General features: G+C 69.5%; 19 protein-coding genes and 2 tRNA genes. 11 read left to right on the top strand and 10 right to left on the bottom strand.

Going from position 1 to position 19,844, the window contains the following annotated elements:
* The first annotated feature begins 81 nt into the window (after nt 1-81).
* From HSO01S_RS14555 to HSO01S_RS14540, 4 genes are all read left to right on the top strand, one after another.
* Entirely contained in the window at nt 82-1,917 is a 1,836-nt protein-coding gene (locus HSO01S_RS14555) for a phosphoenolpyruvate carboxykinase (GTP) (protein ID WP_066042987.1), read from the top strand.
* Between the two features lie 102 nt (nt 1,918-2,019).
* Nucleotides 2,020-4,668 carry a valine--tRNA ligase gene (gene valS, locus HSO01S_RS14550; RefSeq protein WP_066042845.1) on the top strand — a complete coding sequence of 883 codons (2,649 nt, stop codon included), beginning with the start codon at nt 2,020-2,022 and terminating at the stop codon, nt 4,666-4,668.
* Complete coding sequence (locus tag HSO01S_RS14545) at nt 4,665-5,132, top strand: GNAT family N-acetyltransferase (protein ID WP_157079094.1); 468 nt, start codon at nt 4,665-4,667, stop codon at nt 5,130-5,132. The genes valS and HSO01S_RS14545 overlap by 4 nt, the downstream gene beginning before the upstream one ends.
* Complete coding sequence (locus tag HSO01S_RS14540; protein ID WP_245636017.1) at nt 5,129-5,368, top strand: hypothetical protein; 240 nt, start codon at nt 5,129-5,131, stop codon at nt 5,366-5,368. Before HSO01S_RS14545 ends, HSO01S_RS14540 begins: the two co-directional genes overlap by 4 nt.
* A 159-nt stretch (nt 5,369-5,527) precedes the next feature.
* Here HSO01S_RS14540 and HSO01S_RS14535 read toward each other — a convergent pair whose 3' ends face one another.
* Nucleotides 5,528-6,175, bottom strand: coding sequence for a GntR family transcriptional regulator (locus tag HSO01S_RS14535; RefSeq protein WP_066042842.1), 648 nt, complete (start codon nt 6,173-6,175; stop codon nt 5,528-5,530).
* A gap of 80 nt (nt 6,176-6,255) precedes the next feature.
* Here HSO01S_RS14535 and HSO01S_RS14530 point away from each other — a divergent pair, with 80 nt between their 5' ends.
* Nucleotides 6,256-7,263, top strand: coding sequence for a 1-aminocyclopropane-1-carboxylate deaminase (locus tag HSO01S_RS14530; protein WP_066042840.1), 1,008 nt, complete (start codon nt 6,256-6,258; stop codon nt 7,261-7,263).
* A 99-nt stretch (nt 7,264-7,362) separates the two neighbouring features.
* On the opposite strand, the gene pnuC is transcribed toward HSO01S_RS14530, so the two are convergent.
* From pnuC to HSO01S_RS14500, 6 genes are all read right to left on the bottom strand, one after another.
* On the bottom strand, nt 7,363-8,031 hold the full coding sequence (gene pnuC, locus HSO01S_RS14525) for a nicotinamide riboside transporter PnuC (RefSeq protein WP_066042836.1): 669 nt from the start codon (nt 8,029-8,031) through the stop codon (nt 7,363-7,365).
* Between the two features lie 227 nt (nt 8,032-8,258).
* A complete protein-coding gene (clpX, locus tag HSO01S_RS14520) occupies nt 8,259-9,536 on the bottom strand; it encodes an ATP-dependent Clp protease ATP-binding subunit ClpX (protein WP_066042834.1) in 1,278 nt (425 codons plus the stop codon).
* A 138-nt stretch (nt 9,537-9,674) separates the two neighbouring features.
* Entirely contained in the window at nt 9,675-10,340 is a 666-nt protein-coding gene (locus tag HSO01S_RS14515; RefSeq protein WP_066042832.1) for an ATP-dependent Clp protease proteolytic subunit, read from the bottom strand.
* A 34-nt stretch (nt 10,341-10,374) separates the two neighbouring features.
* Entirely contained in the window at nt 10,375-10,968 is a 594-nt protein-coding gene (locus HSO01S_RS14510) for an ATP-dependent Clp protease proteolytic subunit (RefSeq protein WP_066042829.1), read from the bottom strand.
* Nucleotides 10,969-11,145: 177 nt separating this feature from the next.
* Nucleotides 11,146-12,501 carry a trigger factor gene (tig, locus tag HSO01S_RS14505; RefSeq protein ID WP_066042827.1) on the bottom strand — a complete coding sequence of 452 codons (1,356 nt, stop codon included), beginning with the start codon at nt 12,499-12,501 and terminating at the stop codon, nt 11,146-11,148.
* Between the two features lie 41 nt (nt 12,502-12,542).
* A tRNA-Pro gene (locus HSO01S_RS14500) sits at nt 12,543-12,617 on the bottom strand.
* Between the two features lie 106 nt (nt 12,618-12,723).
* Between HSO01S_RS14500 and HSO01S_RS14495 the strand changes: the two genes are divergently transcribed.
* Both HSO01S_RS14495 and HSO01S_RS14490 read left to right on the top strand, forming a co-directional pair.
* Nucleotides 12,724-12,794 (top strand) — tRNA-Gly (locus HSO01S_RS14495).
* Nucleotides 12,795-12,842: 48 nt separating this feature from the next.
* Nucleotides 12,843-13,703 (top strand): LLM class F420-dependent oxidoreductase, encoded by an 861-nt coding sequence (locus HSO01S_RS14490; protein WP_066042822.1) that lies wholly within the window; start codon nt 12,843-12,845, stop codon nt 13,701-13,703.
* A gap of 18 nt (nt 13,704-13,721) precedes the next feature.
* Here the strand turns inward: HSO01S_RS14490 and HSO01S_RS14485 are convergent, their stop codons facing one another.
* On the bottom strand, nt 13,722-14,453 hold the full coding sequence (locus HSO01S_RS14485) for a hypothetical protein (RefSeq protein WP_157079093.1): 732 nt from the start codon (nt 14,451-14,453) through the stop codon (nt 13,722-13,724).
* A gap of 705 nt (nt 14,454-15,158) precedes the next feature.
* Here HSO01S_RS14485 and HSO01S_RS14480 point away from each other — a divergent pair.
* The 4 genes from HSO01S_RS14480 to HSO01S_RS14465 all read left to right on the top strand — a co-directional run bounded on the left by HSO01S_RS14480 (nt 15,159) and on the right by HSO01S_RS14465 (nt 17,409).
* Nucleotides 15,159-15,515: a hypothetical protein gene (locus tag HSO01S_RS14480; protein ID WP_066042816.1), complete on the top strand. Its 357-nt coding sequence runs from the start codon at nt 15,159-15,161 to the stop codon at nt 15,513-15,515.
* A gap of 2 nt (nt 15,516-15,517) precedes the next feature.
* A complete protein-coding gene (locus tag HSO01S_RS14475; RefSeq protein ID WP_066042813.1) occupies nt 15,518-16,312 on the top strand; it encodes a nitroreductase family protein in 795 nt (264 codons plus the stop codon).
* A gap of 64 nt (nt 16,313-16,376) precedes the next feature.
* Complete coding sequence (locus tag HSO01S_RS14470; RefSeq protein WP_066042810.1) at nt 16,377-16,850, top strand: hypothetical protein; 474 nt, start codon at nt 16,377-16,379, stop codon at nt 16,848-16,850.
* A gap of 73 nt (nt 16,851-16,923) precedes the next feature.
* Nucleotides 16,924-17,409: a Dps family protein gene (locus HSO01S_RS14465; RefSeq protein ID WP_066042807.1), complete on the top strand. Its 486-nt coding sequence runs from the start codon at nt 16,924-16,926 to the stop codon at nt 17,407-17,409.
* 153 nt (nt 17,410-17,562) lie between these two features.
* Here the strand turns inward: HSO01S_RS14465 and HSO01S_RS14460 are convergent, their stop codons facing one another.
* A complete protein-coding gene (locus tag HSO01S_RS14460; protein WP_066042805.1) occupies nt 17,563-19,125 on the bottom strand; it encodes an amidohydrolase in 1,563 nt (520 codons plus the stop codon).
* The gene (locus tag HSO01S_RS14455) at nt 19,122-19,838 is read right to left on the bottom strand and encodes an FMN-binding negative transcriptional regulator (RefSeq protein ID WP_084361699.1); all 717 of its coding nucleotides are present in this window, start codon (nt 19,836-19,838) and stop codon (nt 19,122-19,124) included. Before HSO01S_RS14455 ends, HSO01S_RS14460 begins: the two co-directional genes overlap by 4 nt.
* Nucleotides 19,839-19,844: the final 6 nt, after the last annotated feature.

Genomic DNA, 19,844 nt, shown 5'->3' with positions numbered 1-19,844 from the left:
CCGGCAGAATACCCGGATTCTGCTCGAATATCTCCGCATAGTGGAAGAAACCTCCCCTACTTGACGAAAACGGGTTCGATGATGAGCATCCTCACCACACCGACCATGACCGGCGTCGACGGCCCCAGCAGGAACGCCGACGTGAACGACTGGGTGCGCGACTTAGCGCGCCTGACCAAGCCCGATCAGATCGTCTGGTGCGACGGCAGCACCCGCGAATGGGACGACCTGACCAAGATGATGGTCGCCCAGGGCACCCTGATCCGGCTGAACCCGGAATGGCGGCCCAACAGCTTCCTCGCCCGCAGCGACCCGGCCGACGTCGCCCGGGTCGAGGACCGCACGTTTATCTGCTCCGAGCGCCAGGCCGACGCGGGCCCCACGAACAACTGGCGCAGCCCCTTCGCAATGCGCGAGGAGCTCGACACCCTCTTCGCCGGCAGCATGCGCGGCCGCACGATGTACGTCGTGCCGTTCTCGATGGGCCCCCTCGGCGGCCCCATCTCGCAGCTCGGCGTACAGATCACCGACTCGCCCTACGTCGTCGTCAGCATGCAGCTGATGACGCGGATGGGTGAGGCCGCCCTCGACCTGATCGGGCCGGAGACGCCGTGGGTCCCCGCGGTGCACTCGGTGGGCGCGCCCCTCGTCGACGACGCGGGCGTGCGGCACGAGGATGTCGCGTGGCCGCACAACCCGGTCAAGTACATCTCCCACTTCCCCGAGACGCGCGAGATCTGGTCGTTCGGCTCCGGGTACGGCGGAAACGCGCTGCTCGGCAAGAAGTGCTTCGCGCTGCGCATCGCCTCGGTCATGGCCCGCGACGAGGGCTGGCTCGCCGAGCACATGCTGATCATCAAGATCACCTCGCCGGCCGGCAAGGTCTACCACCTGGCCGCCGCGTTCCCCTCGGCCTGCGGCAAGACCAACCTCGCGATGCTGAACCCGTCGATCCCGGGCTGGAAGGTCGAGACGATCGGTGACGACATCGCGTGGATGCGGCCCGGCCCCGACGGCCGGCTGCGCGCGATCAACCCCGAGCGCGGCTTCTTCGGCGTCGCGCCCGGCACCGGGATCACGACCAACCCGACCGCGGTCGACACCGTCTGGGGCAACTCGATCTTCACCAACGTCGCCCTGCGCGACGACGGCGACATCTGGTGGGAGGGACTCACCCCGACCCCGCCGGCGCACCTGATCGACTGGCAGGGAGAGGACTGGACGCCGGAGTCGGCGACGCCGGCCGCGCACCCGAACTCCCGGTTCACGGTGACGGCCGACCAGTGCCCCTCGATCGCGTCCGACTGGGATTCGCCCGAGGGGGTCGTGATCGACGCGATCCTGTTCGGCGGCCGCCGGCCCTCGACCGTGCCGCTGGTGTCGCAGGCCCGTGACTGGGCGCACGGTGTCTTCATGGGGGCGACCATGGCCTCGGAGACGACCGCCGCCGCCGAGGGTGCCGTGGGCCGGTTGCGCCACGACCCCTTCGCGATGCTGCCGTTCTGCGGCTACGACATCACCGACTACTTCGCCCACTGGCTCGAGATCGGCGAGACGCTGGGGGCGGATGCTCCTCCCGTGTTCTCGGTGAACTGGTTCCGGAAGGATGCGGACGGCCGGTTCATCTGGCCCGGGTTCTCGGAGAACTCGCGCGTGCTGGAGTGGATCGTGCGCCGCCTGGACGGATCGGTCGAGGTCGTGGACACCCCCGTCGGCAAGCTGCCCCGGGTGCGCGACTTCAACGTCGAGGGCCTGGACATCGGCTACGAGGACCTGCAGGCGATCCTCTCGGTCGACCGGGCCGCCTGGACGCGCGAGGCCGACGAGATCGACGCCTACTTCACCGAGCTCGGAGCCGACCGCATCCCCGAGCCCCTCACCCGAGAGCTCCGCACCCTCCGCGCGAGCATGAGGTAGAGGGAGCATGGGGTAGAGGAAGGGATGTCCCGGTAAACTGGCCCAGACAGTGAGGCACCTCACCACTTGACACGGTGCCGTCTATATCGCCAGGAGGCCGCTATGTCCGCACGCATGCCCGAGAAGCCCGCCCTCGAGGGGCTCGAAGCGAAGTGGGACGAGCGGTGGCGGGATGAGGGCACGTACCTGTTCCGCCGCGAGGGCGCCACCCGGGAGTGCGTCTATTCGATCGACACCCCGCCGCCCACCGCATCCGGTTCGCTGCACATCGGCCACGTGTTCTCGTACACGCACACCGACGTGATCGCCCGCTACCAGCGGATGCGCGGCAAGCGCGTGTTCTACCCGATCGGCTGGGACGACAACGGCCTGCCCACCGAGCGCCGCGTGCAGAACTACTACGGTGTGCGCTGCGACCCCTCGCTGCCCTACGACGAGTCGTTCACCCCGCCGTTCGAGGGTGGCGACAACAAGTCGTCGAAGGCCGCCGACCAGATCCCGATCTCGCGCCGCAACTTCATCGAGCTGTGCGAGATCCTCACGGTCGAGGACGAGAAGCAGTTCGAGTCGCTCTGGCGCGACCTCGGCCTCTCGGTCGACTGGACCCAGACCTACCGCACCATCTCGCGCGAGTCGCAGGCCGCGTCGCAGCTGGCGTTCCTGCGCAACATCGAGCGGGGCGAGGCCTACCAGGCGATGGCCCCCACGCTCTGGGACGTGACCTTCCGTACCGCCGTCGCCCAGGCCGAGCTGGAGGACAAGGAGCAGCCGGGCGCCTACCACCGCCTCGAGTTCCACACTGCCGGTCAGGATGGGCCGGGCGGCGAGGGCGTCTTCATCGAGACCACCCGCCCCGAGCTGCTGCCCGCCTGTGTGGCGCTGGTCGCGCATCCGGATGACGAGCGCTACCAGGCCCTCTTCGGCACCACCGTCACCACCCCGCTGTTCGGCGTCGAGGTGCCGGTGCTCGCGCACCACCTCGCCCAGGCCGACAAGGGCTCGGGCATCGCCATGATCTGCACCTTCGGCGACCTGACCGACGTGATCTGGTGGCGCGACCTCGACCTGCCCAACCGCGCGATCATCGGCTTCGACGGCCGTGTCGTCAGCGAGCCGCCTTCGGCCATCACCTCCCCCGCCGGGCGCGAGGCCTACGCGCAGCTCGCTGGCAAGACCGTGTTCTCGGCCAAGCAGGCCGTCGTCGAGCTGCTGCGCGCCTCGGGCGAGCTGATCGGCGAGCCGAAACCGATCACCCACCCGGTCAAGTTCTTCGAGAAGGGCGACCGTCCGCTCGAGATCGTCTCGACCCGTCAGTGGTACATCCGCAACGGGGCCCGCGACGACGCGCTCCGCGCCCGCCTGCTCGAACTCGGCGCCGAGCTCGACTGGCACCCCGAGTTCATGAAGGTGCGCTACGACAACTGGGTCGGCGGCCTCACCGGCGACTGGCTGGTCTCGCGCCAGCGCTTCTTCGGCGTGCCGTTGCCGGTCTGGTACCCGCTCGACGGCGACGGCAACCCGGTCTTCGACGAGCCGATCGTCGCGACCCGCGACATCCTGCCCGTCGACCCCTCCTCGGATGCGGCACCCGGCTACTCCGAGGAGCAGCGTGGCGTGCCCGGCGGCTTCCAGGGCGAGGTCGACGTGATGGACACCTGGGCCACCTCCTCCCTCACCCCGCAGCTGGCCGGCGGCTGGATGCGCGACGACGAGCTGTGGGGAATGGTCTTCCCCTACGACCTGCGCCCCCAGGGCCAGGACATCATCCGCACCTGGCTGTTCTCGACCATGCTCCGCTCGACCCTCGAGACCGACCAGGCGCCCTGGGCGCACGCCGCGCTCTCGGGCTTCATCGTCGACCCGGACCGCAAGAAGATGTCGAAGTCGAAGGGCAACGTCGTCACGCCCGCCGACATTCTGAAGGCCCACGGCTCGGATGCGGTGCGCTACTGGGCCGCCTCCTCGCGCCTGGGCACCGACGCGGCCTTCGACGAGAAGAACCCGACGCAGATCAAGATCGGGCGGCGCCTGGCCATCAAGATCCTGAACGCGGCGAAGTTCGTCTACGGCTTCGACCTACCCTCGGGCCACACCGAGATCGTCGACCCGATCGACCTCTCGATGCTGACCGAGCTCGACGAGGTCGTCCGGGCCGCCACGGCCTCGCTCGCCAAGTACGACCACGCGCGTGCCCTCGAGCTCACCGAGACCTTCTTCTGGACCTTCTGCGACGACTACCTCGAGCTGGTGAAGGAGCGGGCGTACCGCGACTCCTCCGACGCGGCCGGCAAGGCGTCGGCGGTGCTCGCACTGCAGACCGCCGTCGACGTGCTGCTGCGGCTGTTCGCGCCCTACCTGCCGTTCGCCACCGATGAGGTCTGGTCGTGGACCCACGAGGGCTCGGTGCACAACGCCGCCTGGCCCGAGTCGGTCGAGACCTCGCTGCCCGAGGGCGTGACCGCGGCGCTGCCCGCGCACGCCCCTCTGCTGCCACTCGCCTCGCGGGCGCTCGTGGGCATCCGTCGTGCGAAGACCGACGCCAAGGCCTCGCAGAAGACCGCGGTCGCCTCGGCGACCATCGCCGGCCCCGCCGAGGAGACCGCTCTGCTCGAGCTCGCCGCCGCCGATCTGAAGGCCGTGGGCCGGATCGAGTCGCTCGGCTTCGCCTCGGCGGACGAGCTCGTGGTCAGCGATATAGTTCTGGCACCCGACGAGAAGGCGTCCGACGACACGACGGAGGGCGCACGATGAACCAGGAGGCGACGATGCCGATCGAGGTCAGACCCGTATCGACCGGGGAGTTCTTCCCCTGGCACGCCGTGTACTCCGGCTACGGCGAGTTCTACGAGAAGCCGTTGCAGGACGAGAAGGCCGTGCTCGTCTGGAGCTGGATCATCGACGACTCCAACGAGGTCGAGTGCCTCGTCGCCGTCGACGACTCGGGCGAGGTCGTGGGCCTCGCGCACTTCCGCGAGTTCGCGCGGCCGCTGGACGGCAGCCGGGGCCTCTACCTCGACGACCTGTTCGTGCTGCCGGAGCGCCGGCGCGAGGGCATCGCCCGCGCGCTGCTCGACGGCGTGTCCGACGAGGGCCGCCGCCGCGGGGCGAGCATCGTGCGCTGGATCACGGCGGAGGACAACGAGACCGCCCGCGCGCTCTACGACGACGTGGCCGAGAAGACCCCGTGGGTCACCTACGACAGGTCGCTGCGATGATCCAGCTCGGGACGCGCTGGCTGGTCGGCGACGAGCCGCCGTCGCGGCTGCCCCAGGTCGTGATCGACGCGATCTACGAGGTCGAGGGCGAGCTCGCCGAGCAGGGCGTCGACGCCTCCGACTGGAGCTGGACGCTCACCTGGCTCGAGGGCAAGCCCGTGGTCGAGCTCGACGACGAGACGATCATCGAGTACGACGCCGACGAGGATGCGGCGGTCGTGACCCCCGGGTCCTGACCCCCGGGTCGCATCCCCACCTCGCGCGCCCACCCCACCCCCGCCCACACACACGCCCCAACCCCACCCCCACTTCGCCGAGAAGTCACTTTTACGTCTAAAACCGGCGGGGTGGACGTAAAAGTGACTTCTCGGCGAGGTGGGATGGGGTGAGCGGGGTCACTCGGCGAGGGTGAGCGCCATCCAGTTCGCGCGCACCAGATCGGCCGCTCGGTCGGCAGCGCCCGCACGGGCCGCCTCGATGATCGCGCCGTGCTGGCGTACGGAGTCACGCCCGTCGAGCGACGAGAAGCGGATGCGCTCGATGCGCCTGAGCACACTGGTCGCCCCTTCGAGCACCTCCGCGATCATCGCGTTGCCGCTCGCCGCGACGAAGACCTCGTGGAAGCGGTCGTCGGCCTGCAGGGCGCGATCCACGTCGTGGGCCTGCAGCGCGGCGCGGAAGTCGTCGTTCGCAGCCTCCAGCGCATCCAGGTCCTGCTCCCCGAGCTGAGGCACCGCCAGGCGTGCGGCCAGCTCGTGCAGCGCCGCCGCCACTTGCTGCGCGTTGCGCACGGCCTGCCCGTCGGCCGGGGCCACTGTCGTGGCTCGGCCCGGCTTGGCCACGACGAGTCCCGAGCGCTCGAGCCGCAGCAGCGCCTCGCGGATCGGCGTGCGGCTGACCCCGAGCCAGGTCTCGAGCTCGGGATCGCGGAGCCGCTCCCCCGGCGCGAGCGTGCCGTCGACGATCGCGTCACGGAGGGTTTGATACACCTCGTCGCGCAAGAGCGTGCGCGAACGGACGGAGCGGGTCGACGGAACGGGCATGTCGGAAGTCTAGACCGGGGTGCGATATATTGCATACGACATAACGTACCGCTGCTCTCGCGAAGGACCGAAGGACCCCCATGCCGATCTCCGATTTCCCCCGCTACCCGCTCACCTTCGGGCCGAGCCCCGTTCATCCGCTGCCCCGCCTCAGCCAGCACCTCGGTGGCGCGCAGGTCTGGGCCAAGCGCGACGACGTGTCGAGCGGGCTGGCGTTCGGGGGCAACAAGACGCGCAAGCTCGAGTACCTGGTTCCGGATGCGCTGGCTCAGGGCGCGGATACGCTCGTCTCGATCGGCGGGTACCAGTCGAACCACACGCGGCAGGTCGCCGCGGTCGCCGCGAAGCTCGGGCTCAAGGCCCGGCTGGTGCAGGAGAACTGGGTCGACTGGCCCGACCCGCTGAGCGACCGGGTCGGCAACATCCAGCTCTCGCGGATGATGGGGGCCACGGTCACGCTCGACTCCGCCGGGTTCGACATCGGCATCCGGTCGAGCTGGCAGCGGGCGATCGACGAGGTGGTCGAGGCGGGCGGCAAGCCTTATGCGATCCCGGCCGGAGCATCCGAGCACCACCTCGGCGGACTGGGGTACGCGAACTGGGCCGACGAGGTCGAGCAGCAGGAGCGGGAGCTGGGCGTCTTCTTCGACACGATCATCGTCTGCACGGTCACCGGCTCGACGCACGCCGGCATGATCGCCGGGTTCGCCGGGCAGGAGCGGCCGCGCCGGGTGATCGGGATCGACGCCTCGGCGACGCTCGAGAAGACCCGCGACCAGGTCGCACGGATCGCCCGGCACACCGCCGACCTGATCGGCCTCGGGCGCGACCTGCGCGACGACGAGATCGAGATCCTCGAGGGGTGGGCGGGTGACCTGTACGGCATCCCGGTCGACTCGACGATGGAGGCGATCCGGCTGGGGGCCGAGCTCGAGGCGATGATCACCGACCCCGTGTACGAGGGCAAGTCGCTCGCCGGGCTCATCGATCTGGTGAAGTCGCGCGAGATCCCGGCGACGTCGACGGTGCTCTACGCGCACCTCGGTGGGCAGCTCGCCCTCAACGCCTACAGCGGCCTCTTCCGCTGACGCCCGGCGCCGCCCACGTCCCGTCCGCCGCCCGCCACCCGCCACGTCCCGCCCGCAGGCAGGTCCTCGACCCGTCAGTTGTTGTCGCTAAACCGGCGTCTAGGCGACAACAAGTGCCGGGTCGACGGCCGTGCGGCGGCGCTGACGACGCCAGACGAAGAAGCCGACGAGGGTGAAGATGCCGTAGACGGCGTACATGATCCCCGAGGCGTAGTAACCCGCCGAGAACAGCAAAGGCACCCCGACGATGTCGACCGCGACCCAGAGCAGCCAGAACTCGACCCAGCCACGCGCCATGCCGTAGGTGGCGAGCAGCGAGCCCATGAAGATCCAGGCGTCGCTCCAGACGGGCTCGAACGAGCCGAGGGCGCGGAAGATCGGGGTCAGGATGGCGGTGCCGGCGATCAGCGCGACCACGAGCCCGATGCGGGCCCGAGTGGATGCCCAGCGCGGCTCGACCGGCGAGGTCGACCGGGCTGACGGGTGCGCCCATCGGTACCAGCCGTAGATCGACACGATGATGAACATCACCTGGCGCCCGGCCTGGCCGAGCAGGTCGACGGGGTTCGGCGTGCCGAAGACGGCGCCGAGGAAGACGGTGAAGAGCAGCGCGTTACCGACGATGCCGACGGGCCAGGCCCAGATGCGGCGCCGGAGTGCTCCCAGGGCGCTCGCGAGGCCGAACAGGTTGCCGACGACTTCGCGCCAGAGGATCGTCTGATCCCCGATCCTCAGCTGAGCATCGAACAGCCACTCGATGACGTTCACGGCGCCTTCTCGTCTCTCGCGGCGGCAGAGCTACTCCCCGCACACCTCACGACCACCACAACGCCCCGCCCCCCGAAAACAATCCCGGTGCGCGCCGCGACGAACGCAACAGGCCCTACTCGACGACCCAAGGTGGCGGCGCGGCCGTGAGGCACGACCGCAGGCCGGCTCTCACGACCGCACCGTCACATGTCGCCCGCGCCGCAGAGGCGGCGGCGCGGCAGAAATCACGCAGATTTCTCTTCGCGACGCGGCTTCCGCGCGACGATCGTCGGCGCCGCGTTCTCGAGCACCGCCCCTCGGGTGACGATGACTCGGGCGACCTCGTCGGTGGACGGCACCTCGAACATGATCGGCCCGAGCACCTCCTCCATGATCGCCCGCAGACCACGCGCACCCGTCTGCCGCAGCACCGCCAGATCGGCGATCGCCTCGAGCGCGTCGACCTCGAATTCGAGTTCGACGCCGTCGAGCTCGAACATCCGCTGGTACTGGCGCACGAGTGCGTTGCGCGGCTCGGTGAGGATCTGCATTAGCGCCGACTGGTCGAGCGGCGTGACGGTCGTGACGACCGGGAGCCGGCCGATGAACTCGGGGATGAGACCGAACTTGTGCAGGTCTTCGGGGAGCACCTCGCCGAACAGGTTGGCGTCGGCCTTCTTGCTGTAGAGCGGCGAGTTGAACCCGATGCCGCGCTTGCCGGCTCGCTGGGAGATGATCTCCTCCAGCCCCGCGAAGGCGCCGGCGACGATGAACAGCACGTTCGTCGTGTCGATCTGGATGAACTCCTGGTGCGGATGCTTGCGCCCGCCCTGCGGCGGAACGGAGGCGACCGTGCCCTCGAGGATCTTCAGCAGCGCCTGCTGCACACCCTCGCCGGAGACATCGCGCGTGATCGACGGGTTCTCCGCCTTGCGCGCGATCTTGTCGACCTCGTCGATGTAGATGATGCCGGTCTCGGCACGCTTGACGTCGTAGTCGGCGGCCTGGATCAGCTTGAGCAGGATGTTCTCGACGTCTTCTCCGACGTAACCCGCCTCGGTCAGCGCCGTGGCGTCGGCGACCGCGAACGGCACGTTCAGCCGCTTCGCGAGAGTCTGGGCGAGATAGGTCTTGCCGCATCCCGTCGGGCCGATCAGGAGGATGTTGCTCTTCGCGATCTCGACCTCGGAGGCCTGCGCCTCGGCCGAGACGATGGCGCTGCGGGCACGCGTGCGCTTGTAGTGGTTGTAGACGGCGACCGAGAGGGCGCGCTTCGCGGCATCCTGCCCGATCACGTACTCCTCGAGGAAGGAGTAGATCTCTTTCGGCTTCGGGAGCTCGAACTCGCCGGCCGCTTCTTCGCTGGCCTCGGACAAGCGCTCTTCGATGATCTCGTTGCACAGCTCGACGCACTCGTCGCAGATGTACACGCCGGGACCGGCGATGAGCTGCTGGACCTGCTTCTGGCTCTTTCCGCAGAACGAGCACTTGAGCAGGTCGGCGCTCTCCCCTATGCGTGCCATGCCCAGCCTCCTAATCGCTGTGTTCCGACGAGCCTAACCCGAACCCCCGACAAGCTTCGACACCGACGCAGCAATCGGCCGGAGCGAGCGAAGGGGCCCGCCGCAGAATTGCGACGAGCCCCTTCGAAACGGCAGACGTCAGCTGACGAGCGCCGGCACGTTCTTGCGCGAGGTGAGCACCTGGTCGATGAGGCCGTATTCCAGCGCCTCGTCGGCCGACAGGATCTTGTCGCGGTCGATGTCCTTGTTGACCTGCTCGATCGTGCGGTTCGAGTGGTGCGAGAGGGTGTTCTCGAGCCAGCCGCGCATGCGCAGGATCTCGCGGGCCTGGATCTCGATGTCCGAGGCCTGGCCGCCGCCCTGGCCGGTGGCCGGCTGGTGGATGAGGATGCGCGCGTTCGGCAGCGCCAGGCGCTTGCCCGGCGTTCCCGCCGCGAGCAGGACGGCGGCAGCGGAGGCCGCCTGGCCGAGGCACACGGTCTGGATCTGCGGACGGACGTACTGCATCGTGTCGTAGATCGCCGTCATCGCGGTGAACGAGCCACCGGGAGAGTTGATGTACATCTCGATGTCGCGATCGGGATCCTGCGACTCGAGCACGAGCAGCTGGGCCATCACGTCGTCAGCCGACGCGTCGTCGATCTGCACGCCGAGGAAGATGATGCGGTCTTCGAAGAGCTTGGCGTACGGGTCCTGGCGCTTGAAGCCGTAGGCCGTGCGCTCCTCGAAGGAGGGGAGGATGTAGCGGTCGCTCGGCATGGTGCCGTTGCCGTAGGCACTCGCACCGAAGGTGGGGGTTTCCATAAATTCTGTTCCCTGTTTCTCTAGAGATCCGGTGCTAGTCGTCTGCTTCGATGGTGCCGCCGCCGCCGACGACATCGGTGGCGAACTCGCGCACGTGGTCGACGAAGCCGTACTCGAGCGCCTCCTGGGCGGTGAACCAGCGGTCGCGGTCGCCGTCCTCGTTGACCTGCTCGACGGTCTTGCCGGTCTGGGCGGCGGTGATCTCGGCGAGCGTGTTCTTCATCCCGAGGATGAGCTGCGCCTGGGTCTGGATGTCGGAGGACGTTCCACCGAATCCACCGTGCGGCTGGTGCAGCAGCACGCGGGCGTTGGGCGTGATGTAACGCTTGCCCTTGGTGCCGCTCGTGAGGAGGAACTGGCCCATCGACGCGGCCATTCCGATGCCCACGGTCACGATGTCGTTCGGGACGAACTTCATGGTGTCGTAGATCGCCATGCCGGCGGTGATCGAACCACCGGGCGAGTTGATGTAGAGGTAGATGTCGCGCTCGGGGTCTTCCGCCGCGAGAAGAAGGATCTTGGCGCAGATCTCGTTCGCGTTGTCGTCGCGAACCTCGGACCCGAGCCAGATGATGCGGTCCTTCAGCAGCCGGTCGAAGACGCTGGATGGGAGAGCCGTTTCGGCCATGTGTGTCGCTCCAATTCACTTGCAGTGGTTTGAATCTACTGGGTGGAACGCGGCAGGGAACCCGTGTTCGCCGTCGGCAGATCATCCGCAGGATCGCGGAACGACGAAGGGCCCGCATCCGGAATTCGGATGCGGGCCCTCCAGAGGGTCTCGCGGGTGTGCCGCGAGGGTTCGCGACTAGTGCGAGTGGCCCTCGTGGTCGTGACCGGCGTGGTCGTCGGCGGCGGCACCGACGAGGTTCTCGCCCTCGCCGTCTTCGGCGAGCGTCGTGAACTCCGAGATGTCGACGGCCTTGCCGTTGGTGTCGACGACCTTCGCCTTCGACAGGATGATCGCGAGCGCCTTGTTGCGGGCGACCTCGGCGACCATCGCGGGGATCTGGTTCGACTCGGAGAGGATCTTGACGAACTCGTTCGGGTCCATCCCGTACTGGGCAGCGGACTGCACCAGGTACTGGGTGAGCTCGTCCTGGCTGACCTTGACCTCTTCGCGGTCGACGACCGCGTCGAGCAGGATCTGCGTCTTGAACGTGTTCTCGCTCGAGGCGGTGACCTCGGCGCGGTGCTCGTCGTCCTCCAGGCGGTTCTCGCTCTCGAGGTGACGGTGCACCTCGTCTTCGATGAGCGCCGGGGGAACCGGGATCTCGACCTTCTCGAGCAGGCTCTCGACGATCTTGGTGCGGGCCTCGGAAGCCTGGCCGAACGCCTTCTGCTTCTCGACCTGCTCCTTGAGGCTGTTCTTCAGCTCGTCGAGGGTGTCGAACTCGCTCGCGATCTGGGCGAAGTCGTCGTCGGCCTCGGGCAGCTCGCGCTCCTTGACGGAGTTGAGCGTCACGGTGACCAGCGCGTCGCGGCCGGCGTAGTCGCCGCCGAGCAGCGGAGCCTCGAAGGTGGTGGTCTCACCGGCGGTGAGGGTGTCGAGCGCCTCGTCGATGCCCTCGAGCAGCTCGCCCGAGCCGAGCTCGTAGGAGATGCCGGAGGCCGAGTCGACCTCGACGTCGTCGACGGTCGCGACCAGGTCGAGCTGGGCGAAGTCGCCCATGGCGGCCGGGCGGTCGACGGTCACGAGGGTGCCGAAGCGGCTGCGCAGACGCTCGAGCTCCTCGTCGACGTCGCTGTCTTCGACCACGGCGGGCTCGACGGTGACCTCGTAGCCCTCGTAGTCGGGCAGGTCGATCTCGGGACGCACGTCGACCTCGATCGCGAGCTCCAGGTCGCCCGAGAAGTCCTCGGCCTTGGGCCACTCGACGATGTCGGCCTGCGGGCGGCCGAGCGGACGGAGGTCGTTCTCGGTGACCGCGTCGCGGTAGAAGCGATCCAGGCCCTCGTTGACGGCGTGCTCCAGCACGGCCTCCTTGCCGACGCGCTGGTTGATGATGGGCGGCGGCACCTTGCCCTTGCGGAAGCCGGGGATGTTCACCTGCTCCGCGATGTGGGTGTACGCGTGATCGATGCTGGGCTTCAGCTCGTCGGGGGTGACGAAGATCGCGATCTTCACACGCGTGGGGCTGAGCTTTTCGACCGTGGTCTTCACGTTGGGTCTCTCCTGTGGTTTCGAGGTGGTTCAGATCCGTGTCGGGGCGACAGGATTCGAACCTGCGACCTCCCGCTCCCAAAGCGGGCGCTCTAGCCAAGCTGAGCTACGCCCCGGCGGCGAAATGGCCTCGGCAAGCCTACCGCACCCGGCATGCCCGTCACACAGCGCGTTCGAAGCTGTACTACGATGTTCGGGTGCCCGGGGGTCAGCCTCCGGCGCGGGGATGTAGCTCAATGGTAGAGCCTCAGTCTTCCAAACTGATCACGCGGGTTCGATTCCCGTCATCCCCTCTGGCCTTTCATCATCGGCATCCGCCCGGTCGGGCATAGGGTTCGAGCATGGAGCTCGGGATGCATCTGGCCTTTCTCAGTTACGAGGGCGGAACGGCGGCACTGGCGCCGACGCTGGCCGCCACGGCGCGTGCCGCGGAAGATGCCGGCGTCGCCCGGCTCACGGTGATGGATCACGTCTGGCAGATCGGCGGCTTCGGCCCGCCCGAGGAGCCGATGCTCGAGGCGTACACGGCCCTCGGCTTCCTCGCCGCGCACACCTCGCGGGTGCTGCTGCACACGCTCGTCACGGGTGTGGTGTACCGGGCGCCGGGTCTGCTGGCGAAACAGATCTCGACCCTGGATGCGCTGAGCGGCGGCCGCGCCGGGCTCGGCATCGGCGCCGCCTGGAACGAGGAGGAGTCGCGGGGCCTCGGCCTCGACTTCCCTCCGATCGCCGAGCGGTTCGAGCGGCTCGAGGAGGCCCTCCAGATCTGCCTGCAGATGTGGAGCGACGACGACGGCCCCTACGAGGGCCGGCACTACCAGCTCGCCCGCACCCTCAATTCGCCGCAGAATCTCAGCCGGCCGCGGCCGTACATCCTGATCGGCGGCGGGGGCGAGAAGAAGACCCTCCGGCTCGTCGCCCAGTACGCGGATGCCTGCAACCTCGCGATCGGCGACGACGCGCCCCACAAATTCGACGTGCTCAAGCGGCATTGCGACGACGTGGGCCGGGACTTCGCCACGGTCGAGAAGACGGCGAGCACCCGCCTGACCCCGGAGACGAGCCGGGACGAGCTGCTGGCGAACCTCGACCGCGCGCGCGAACTGGGGTTCAGCGTGGTCTACGTGACGCCGACGTACACGGATCCGCTCGCCGCCGTCGACTTGATCGCGTCCGTCGTCGACGAGGTCGCTGCGTACTGAGCGGCGTACCGATCAGGGTCAGCCGCTGAAGCGCGCCGGGAGGTAGGCCGGCGACGGGGTGATCTCGTAGACGACGTCGGCCGCATCCGTCACCGAGTAGCCCTCGACCCAGGTCACGGTGCTGCCGGGCTCGATGGGATCGCTCGGCCGGAGTCCGTTCATCTGCTTCAGCACGTCGACCATGGTCGTGCCCTCGCCGCCGCCGGAGCGCACGACCACGTCGGGCTGCGGCGTGAAGGCGGTGGGGCTGCCGTTGTAGACCGTGATCGAGACCGAGACGTTCTGGGCCTGGTCGGCCCCGAGGGCATCCGCCGAAGGCTCGAAGACGACCGGTTCGCTGACCGAGATCTGCAGGCCGTCGTCGTAGGTGACCGTCTGGGCGTAGAGCGCGGGCACCACGGTGCCATCGCCGTCGGGCAACGTGGATGGGGCGGTCGCCGCCCCTCCCGCACCCGGGCGGGCCGCCGCGAGTCCCCCGGGCAGCGCGGCCAGCAGGCCCACGGTGGTGACGACCGAGACGGCGAGAGCGGCGACCAGGGCGATCCCGGCGACGACGACTCCCCCGCCGGCCAGAGCACGGCCGCGACGGCGGCCGATCGCGACGATGCCGAGCACGAGGGCGGCGATGGCGATCGGGACGGCGACGTAGCTGGCGATCGGTACGAACGCGATGCCGAGCGCGACGAGCCCGAGCACGATCGCGAGCACCGCTCCGGCGCCCGCCCCGCGCCGACCGCTGCCCTGGGACACGGGCGGCCGAGCCGAACGGGGCTGCTTCGGCGGTCTCCCCGACGCCTGTGGCCGGCCTGGCCCGTCAGCTGACGGTCGGTCGGCGGACGGCCGCTCGCTTGCGGCTGTCGAGGTGGATGCGGGAGGAGCGACGGGCGTGGAAGCAAGCGTCCCCTGCCCGGAGACCACGAAGGACGTCGCGGCACCAGGACCCCCACCGGCCTTGCCGTCACCGAACGCCGGCATCGCGGGGATTGCCGGTGAGGACGGCGGCGAGGACGGGGCGGCGGAGTCCCCCGGCTCGTCCGGCTCGACCGGCTCAGCGGACGCCGCGGCGACTCCGGATGGCAGAGGTGGCGGAGGCGGGGGCGGCGGAAAGCTGCTCTTCGCGCGCCGACGGGAGACGGCCGGCACCCGCAGACCGGCAGGCCGGTGGGTCACGGTCGGCGTGGGGGTGGCGGGCACCGGCCGAGCCGAAGGTGCGGCGGACGAACCGGGCCCGGCGGGCACCTCCGGCGTCGTGGCGCCCGGGATGGGCGGCAGCGGAAGCGGCGGGACGGAGCCCGGATCGGGCGTCTGCTCGGGGTCCGGCTCACGGTTCGTCATCGGGATCAGTCTGGCATCGGAGCGCCGCCTGCGCTCGCATGCCGGCCACCGCATCCACTCGGCGGCGCCACCGGCAGCGCCCCCGCTTGCGGGCTCGGCGCGGCCGCGTAGTCTGGCGAAATGTCCCCGCAGCCGCTGTTCGTCGCTGCCACCACGAGCTACCTGGTCAACTGCGCACTGGGCGCCTCGGTGGCGGCGGGGCTGGTCGACACCCGCCGGATCCGCTGGGTGCACCACGCCCTCTACATCTCGACCTGCGTGCTCGCGGCGGCCGCCGCGGGCACCGGCATCCTGAGCCGCCCGACCGCTCGCGCCGACACGAACCCCGCCCGCACCGCCGCCCTCGCGCTGCTGCCCGCGGCCGCACCGCTCGCCGCCATCCCCTACGTCAGCACCCGCTCGTCGAAGCACATGCGGGTCGCGCTCAGCGCGGCCCCCTTCTTCGTCGCGAGCCTGATCATCTCGAGGAGAGGATGACCATGGAGTTCCTCGACGTCGTCCGCCGCCGCAAGACCACGAACGGCCCCTTCCGTCCCGATCCGGTGAGCCGCGACCACCAGCGCCTCCTGATGGAGCTCGCCGGCCGCGCGCCCTCCCAGCTCAACAGCCAGCCCTGGCGCTTCGTGATCGTCGAGAACCGCGACACGATCGAGAAGATCGCGTCGATCAGCGGCAGCAGCATGACCGAGGCGATGTCGAACGGCACCTTCTTCGAGCGCTACAAACCGTACTTCCGGTTCAGCGCCGACGAGATGGCCGAGAAGCGCAGCGGGATGCTCTTCGACAAGCTCCCCGCGCCGCTCCGCCCCTTCACCAAGCAGGTCTTCACCCCGCGCGGGCAGAAGCTGATGAACACCTTCCACGTGCCGCAGACCCTGGGCGAGGAGAACCGCAAGCTCGTCGCCGGCTCACCGCTCCTGCTCGGCGTGATGCTCGACCGCTCCGAGTACCGCCCCGGCGAGCTCAGCTCCTTCTATTCCGTTTTCAGCATGGGCGCCGCGATGGAGAACATCTGGCTCGCGACCGTCGAGCTCGGGATGGGCATCCAGTTCGTGTCGTTCCCCATGGAGGTGCCGGGTCGCTGGGCCGAGATCGAACGACTTCTCGCGGTGCCGGACGACCTCGAGCTCATGGCCGTGTACCGCCTCGGCTACCTCCCAGCCGACCAGCAGCGCCCCGCGATCGACTGGTCGAGCCACGAGCGGAAGCGTCCGTCGCAGTACGTCTTCCGCGACAGCTGCGCGACGCCCGAGACGGATTGGGACGAGTCGTAGCCCCTGCGCGACACCCCGCGTCGATAGTGTCGACCTGACTCCGCTCGACGAAAGGCGCCGAACCATGTCCGACACCGAACTCTCCGGTCCTGAATTCACGGGCGAGACCGCCCTTCAAGCCGCTCCCTGGGAGGTCAAGCTCTCATTCGGTCTGTGGCTGGCCGAGGCGATCCTCTCCATCCTCAGCGGCATCCTGGTCATCCTGGCCGGCGTACTGGTCTCGGTCGTGGTCGGCGCCGACGGAGCCGCCGCCGTGGGAACCATCGTGATCTTCGTGATCATCGGCATCCTGATCGCCCTCGTGGCGGTGTTCCGCATCATCGCGGCCGTCTTCATGCTCCGCGGGCGGCCCTGGGCGCGCAACACGCTGACCATCCTCGGCGTGATCGGACTGATCGGGCTGACGGTCGAGTTCCAGAGCAACGTGCCGGTCGCGATGGCCCACGCGCTCTTCACCATCGTGGCCATCGTGGCCATGTACCTGCCGAACTCGAACGCCTACTTCCGGGCCCCGTACCCCGCCGTCGCGCCGGATTAGCCCAGCCTCAGCTTGCTTGCGGAAGTTTTCTGCCTGAGTAGCGTTGAGCCACAGGGAAACGGAAGGACACACCATGACCGAGTTGATCACCACCCCCACCAGCACCACGAGCCCGGATGTCGCCGCAGCGGCGGCCCAGTTCCTCAGCCCGGTGGTCATCGAGCTGCAGGCCCTCGCGGTCAACGGCAAGCAGGCGCACTGGCACGTGCGCGGCTCGAACTTCATCGGTGTGCACGAGCTGCTCGACCAGGTCGTCGACCACGCCCAGGAGTACGCCGACACCGCCGCTGAGCGTGTCGTCGCCCTGGGCCTGCCGATCGACGCCCGCATCCAGACCGTCGCCGCGAAGACCGGCACCGAGGCGATGCCCGCCGGTTTCCAGAAGTCGGATGCCACGATCGCGACGATCATCTCGCAGATCGACGTCGCCCTGGCCGTCGTCAACAAGGCTGTCAAGGAGCTCGGTGAGATCGACGCCTCGTCGCAGGACGTGGCGATCGAGATCGCTCGCGGCCTCGACAAGGACCGCTGGTTCCTCTTCGCGCACATCGCCGCGTAGTTCCTCCCCCTCCGCCGAAGGCGGGCTCACCCTCGGGTGGGCCCGCCTTTCGCGTTCCCGGGCGGGATGCGGCGGCGAGTGGCAGAGCGAGCTGCAGAGCCACCGGCACGGCGAGCAGCAGTCCGAGCGTCGGCGCTCAGGACGCTGCGAGCGTCAGAGTGCCGAGTGGGTGGCCCGGCCCGCCAGCAGGGTGAGAGCGACGGGCATCGTGCGCAGCTCCTCCGAGGTCGCCGCGAACGGGTCGCGCTCGACCGACACGAGGTCGGCCACCTCCCCCACGTGCAGCCCGCGGCGACCGCGGGTCGATGCCGCGAGAGCCTCCGCCATCGGGATGCGCTGCTCGGGATGCCACGGAGCCCGCCCGTCGCGGTCGCGCCCGGTGCCGGCCGCCATCGTGATCCAGGGGTCGAGCGGCGCGACCGGCGCATCCGACCCCATCGCGAGCGTGGCCCCCGCCTCGAGCAGGCTCGCCAGCGCGAAGGCGCGGCCGGTGCGGCCGGCCCAGAAGAGGTCGGCGACGTCGCGGTCGTCCATCGCGTGCTCGGGCTGCACCCCGGCGACGACCCCCGCGGCGGCGAAGCGCCCGAAGTCGGCGTCCGAGACGAGTTGCGCGTGCTCGAGCGATCCCCCGCTGCCGAGCTGCTCGAAGGTCTCGAGCACGAGCCGGTTCGCGTGGTCGCCGATCGCGTGCACGGCGGGCGCGAACCCGGCCGCGGTCGCCCGCTCGAGCAGCGCCCCGAGCTCGGCCGGCGGCACGGTCAGCAGCCCGCGGGAGTCGGCCCGGCCCTCGAGGCCGGGGTACTCGTCGAAGCAGAAGGCGGTGCGGGTGTTGAGCGAGCCGTCGGTGATGACCTTGAACGGTCCGACGTGCACGAGCGCCCGACCGGTCGCGTCGACGCCGCGCGCGACGCCGGCATCCGCCCGCGAACCCTCGACGGAGCCGACGGCCCCCACGGCGTCCCCCGTCGCGAGCCCTTCGGCGATCGCCCGCTCGAGGTGCTGCGGGTACACGCCGAACTCGACCCGCAGGAGGTCGTGGCCGGCCGTGATCCGGCGCAGCCAGCTCTCGCGGTTCCACGCCATCTCGAGGTCGACGATCCCGACCACCCCGCGGGCGGCGGCGGCCTTCGCGGCGTCGAGCGCCCAGCCGTCGACGGTCTCGGGCGGCACCTCGTCGAGTGCGCGGTGGACCGCGAACGCGTCCTCCTCGCGGAGCACCCCGTCCGGATGCCCGGCCCGTCGGAACCGCGCGAGGGCTGCCGAGTTCAGCCAGCAGCAGTGCAGGTCGCCGCTGATCAGCACGACCGGATGCGGGCCGGTCACCGCATCCAGCAGCGCCGCACTCGGCCGATCGGGCCACAGGCCGTCGCGGAAGCCGATGCCCACCAGCAGCTCCTCCGGCTCTGCGGTCGCGAGTGCCTCGCGCACGAGCGCCGCGGTGCCGGCCGCCGAGTCGGCGCCCGAGACGTCGAGGCGGCGCGAGGCCGAGGCCCATTGGCTGAAGTGCACGTGGTTGTCCCAGAGGCCCGGCACGAGGTAGCGGCCCTCGAGCGCGGTTCGGGATGCTCCTGCCGCACTCAGCCGGTCAGCGAACGGGGCCGAGGTGGCCGGCTCGAGCGCCACGATCATCCCGTCGACGATCGAGACGTCGACCGCCCAGTCGACCCCGGGAAGGCGGGCGCCCGCGAGTACGAGGGCGGTTGCGTCGGGGGTCACGGCTGCACCGAGCGGGCCGGGTCTGCCGAGCTCGCCGCGTCTGCAGTGCCCGAAGCGCCTGCAGCGCCTGCAGCGCCTGCCGGACCGAACACGCCCGGGTTCGCCAGCCGCACCTCCTCGGCGAGCTCGGCGGACGCGTACGGCCCGGTGCCGTCGAGCTCAGCCACGATCCGCTCGATCGTCTCGGGCGGTCGGTTCTGGCTCATCTTGCGCTTGGCGACGAAGCGGCTGACCGGCAGACGGAAGCCGACCGTGCCGGCGCTGATGCGGTCGGCGTAGGCGGAGTTCTCGAGCGTGCCGCGCATCCGTCTCGGGGAGGGCATGGCGTCTTCGAAGTGGTCGACGAGTCTCTCGAGCACGCGGAGGTTCTCGGCCGGCTCGAGGATCTCGGGCACGCCGTAGAGGTGGGCACTGATGAAGTTCCAGGTCGGCACGGCCGGGGCGTCGTCGTACCAGCCGGGCGAGATGTAGCCGTGCGGACCCTGGATGACCACTATCACCTCGTGGGCGCCCCACTCGTGCAGCTGCTCGTCGGGGCGGCCCACGTGGCTGACGATCGCGAGCTCGTCGCCGCTGTCGTCGAGCAGCACCGGGTAGTGCGAGGCGACGAGCCCGGTCGAGGTCGCCGAGACGATCGTGGCCCAGGGGTTCTCCTGCACGAGGCGCTCAATCTCGGCGCGGTCGGTGAGGTCGAAGACGGGGGTGTGTCGCATGACGGT

The organism is Herbiconiux solani NBRC 106740 (assembly GCF_001571005.1).
GTDB lineage: Bacteria > Actinomycetota > Actinomycetes > Actinomycetales > Microbacteriaceae > Herbiconiux > Herbiconiux solani.
The sequence above is the reverse complement of the archived record's forward strand: the minus strand, read 5'-3'. Positions and strand labels throughout refer to the sequence as shown.

Excerpts from the sequence above, each read along its gene's own strand:
- HSO01S_RS14465 (WP_066042807.1), top strand. The coding sequence starts at position 16,924 with ATGACCGAGTTGATCACCACCCCCACCAGCACCACGAGCCCGGATGTC.
- HSO01S_RS14480 (WP_066042816.1), top strand. The coding sequence starts at position 15,159 with ATGTCCCCGCAGCCGCTGTTCGTCGCTGCCACCACGAGCTACCTGGTC.
- HSO01S_RS14510 (WP_066042829.1), bottom strand. The coding sequence starts at position 10,968 with ATGGCCGAAACGGCTCTCCCATCCAGCGTCTTCGACCGGCTGCTGAAG.
- HSO01S_RS14535 (WP_066042842.1), bottom strand. The coding sequence starts at position 6,175 with ATGCCCGTTCCGTCGACCCGCTCCGTCCGTTCGCGCACGCTCTTGCGC.
- HSO01S_RS14515 (WP_066042832.1), bottom strand. The coding sequence starts at position 10,340 with ATGGAAACCCCCACCTTCGGTGCGAGTGCCTACGGCAACGGCACCATG.
- HSO01S_RS14555 (WP_066042987.1), top strand. The coding sequence starts at position 82 with ATGAGCATCCTCACCACACCGACCATGACCGGCGTCGACGGCCCCAGC.
- HSO01S_RS14455 (WP_084361699.1), bottom strand. The coding sequence starts at position 19,838 with ATGCGACACACCCCCGTCTTCGACCTCACCGACCGCGCCGAGATTGAG.
- HSO01S_RS14470 (WP_066042810.1), top strand. The coding sequence starts at position 16,377 with ATGTCCGACACCGAACTCTCCGGTCCTGAATTCACGGGCGAGACCGCC.
- HSO01S_RS14545 (WP_157079094.1), top strand. The coding sequence starts at position 4,665 with ATGAACCAGGAGGCGACGATGCCGATCGAGGTCAGACCCGTATCGACC.
- HSO01S_RS14540 (WP_245636017.1), top strand. The coding sequence starts at position 5,129 with ATGATCCAGCTCGGGACGCGCTGGCTGGTCGGCGACGAGCCGCCGTCG.
- HSO01S_RS14490 (WP_066042822.1), top strand. The coding sequence starts at position 12,843 with ATGGAGCTCGGGATGCATCTGGCCTTTCTCAGTTACGAGGGCGGAACG.
- clpX (WP_066042834.1), bottom strand. The coding sequence starts at position 9,536 with ATGGCACGCATAGGGGAGAGCGCCGACCTGCTCAAGTGCTCGTTCTGC.
- HSO01S_RS14475 (WP_066042813.1), top strand. The coding sequence starts at position 15,518 with ATGGAGTTCCTCGACGTCGTCCGCCGCCGCAAGACCACGAACGGCCCC.
- HSO01S_RS14530 (WP_066042840.1), top strand. The coding sequence starts at position 6,256 with ATGCCGATCTCCGATTTCCCCCGCTACCCGCTCACCTTCGGGCCGAGC.
- valS (WP_066042845.1), top strand. The coding sequence starts at position 2,020 with ATGTCCGCACGCATGCCCGAGAAGCCCGCCCTCGAGGGGCTCGAAGCG.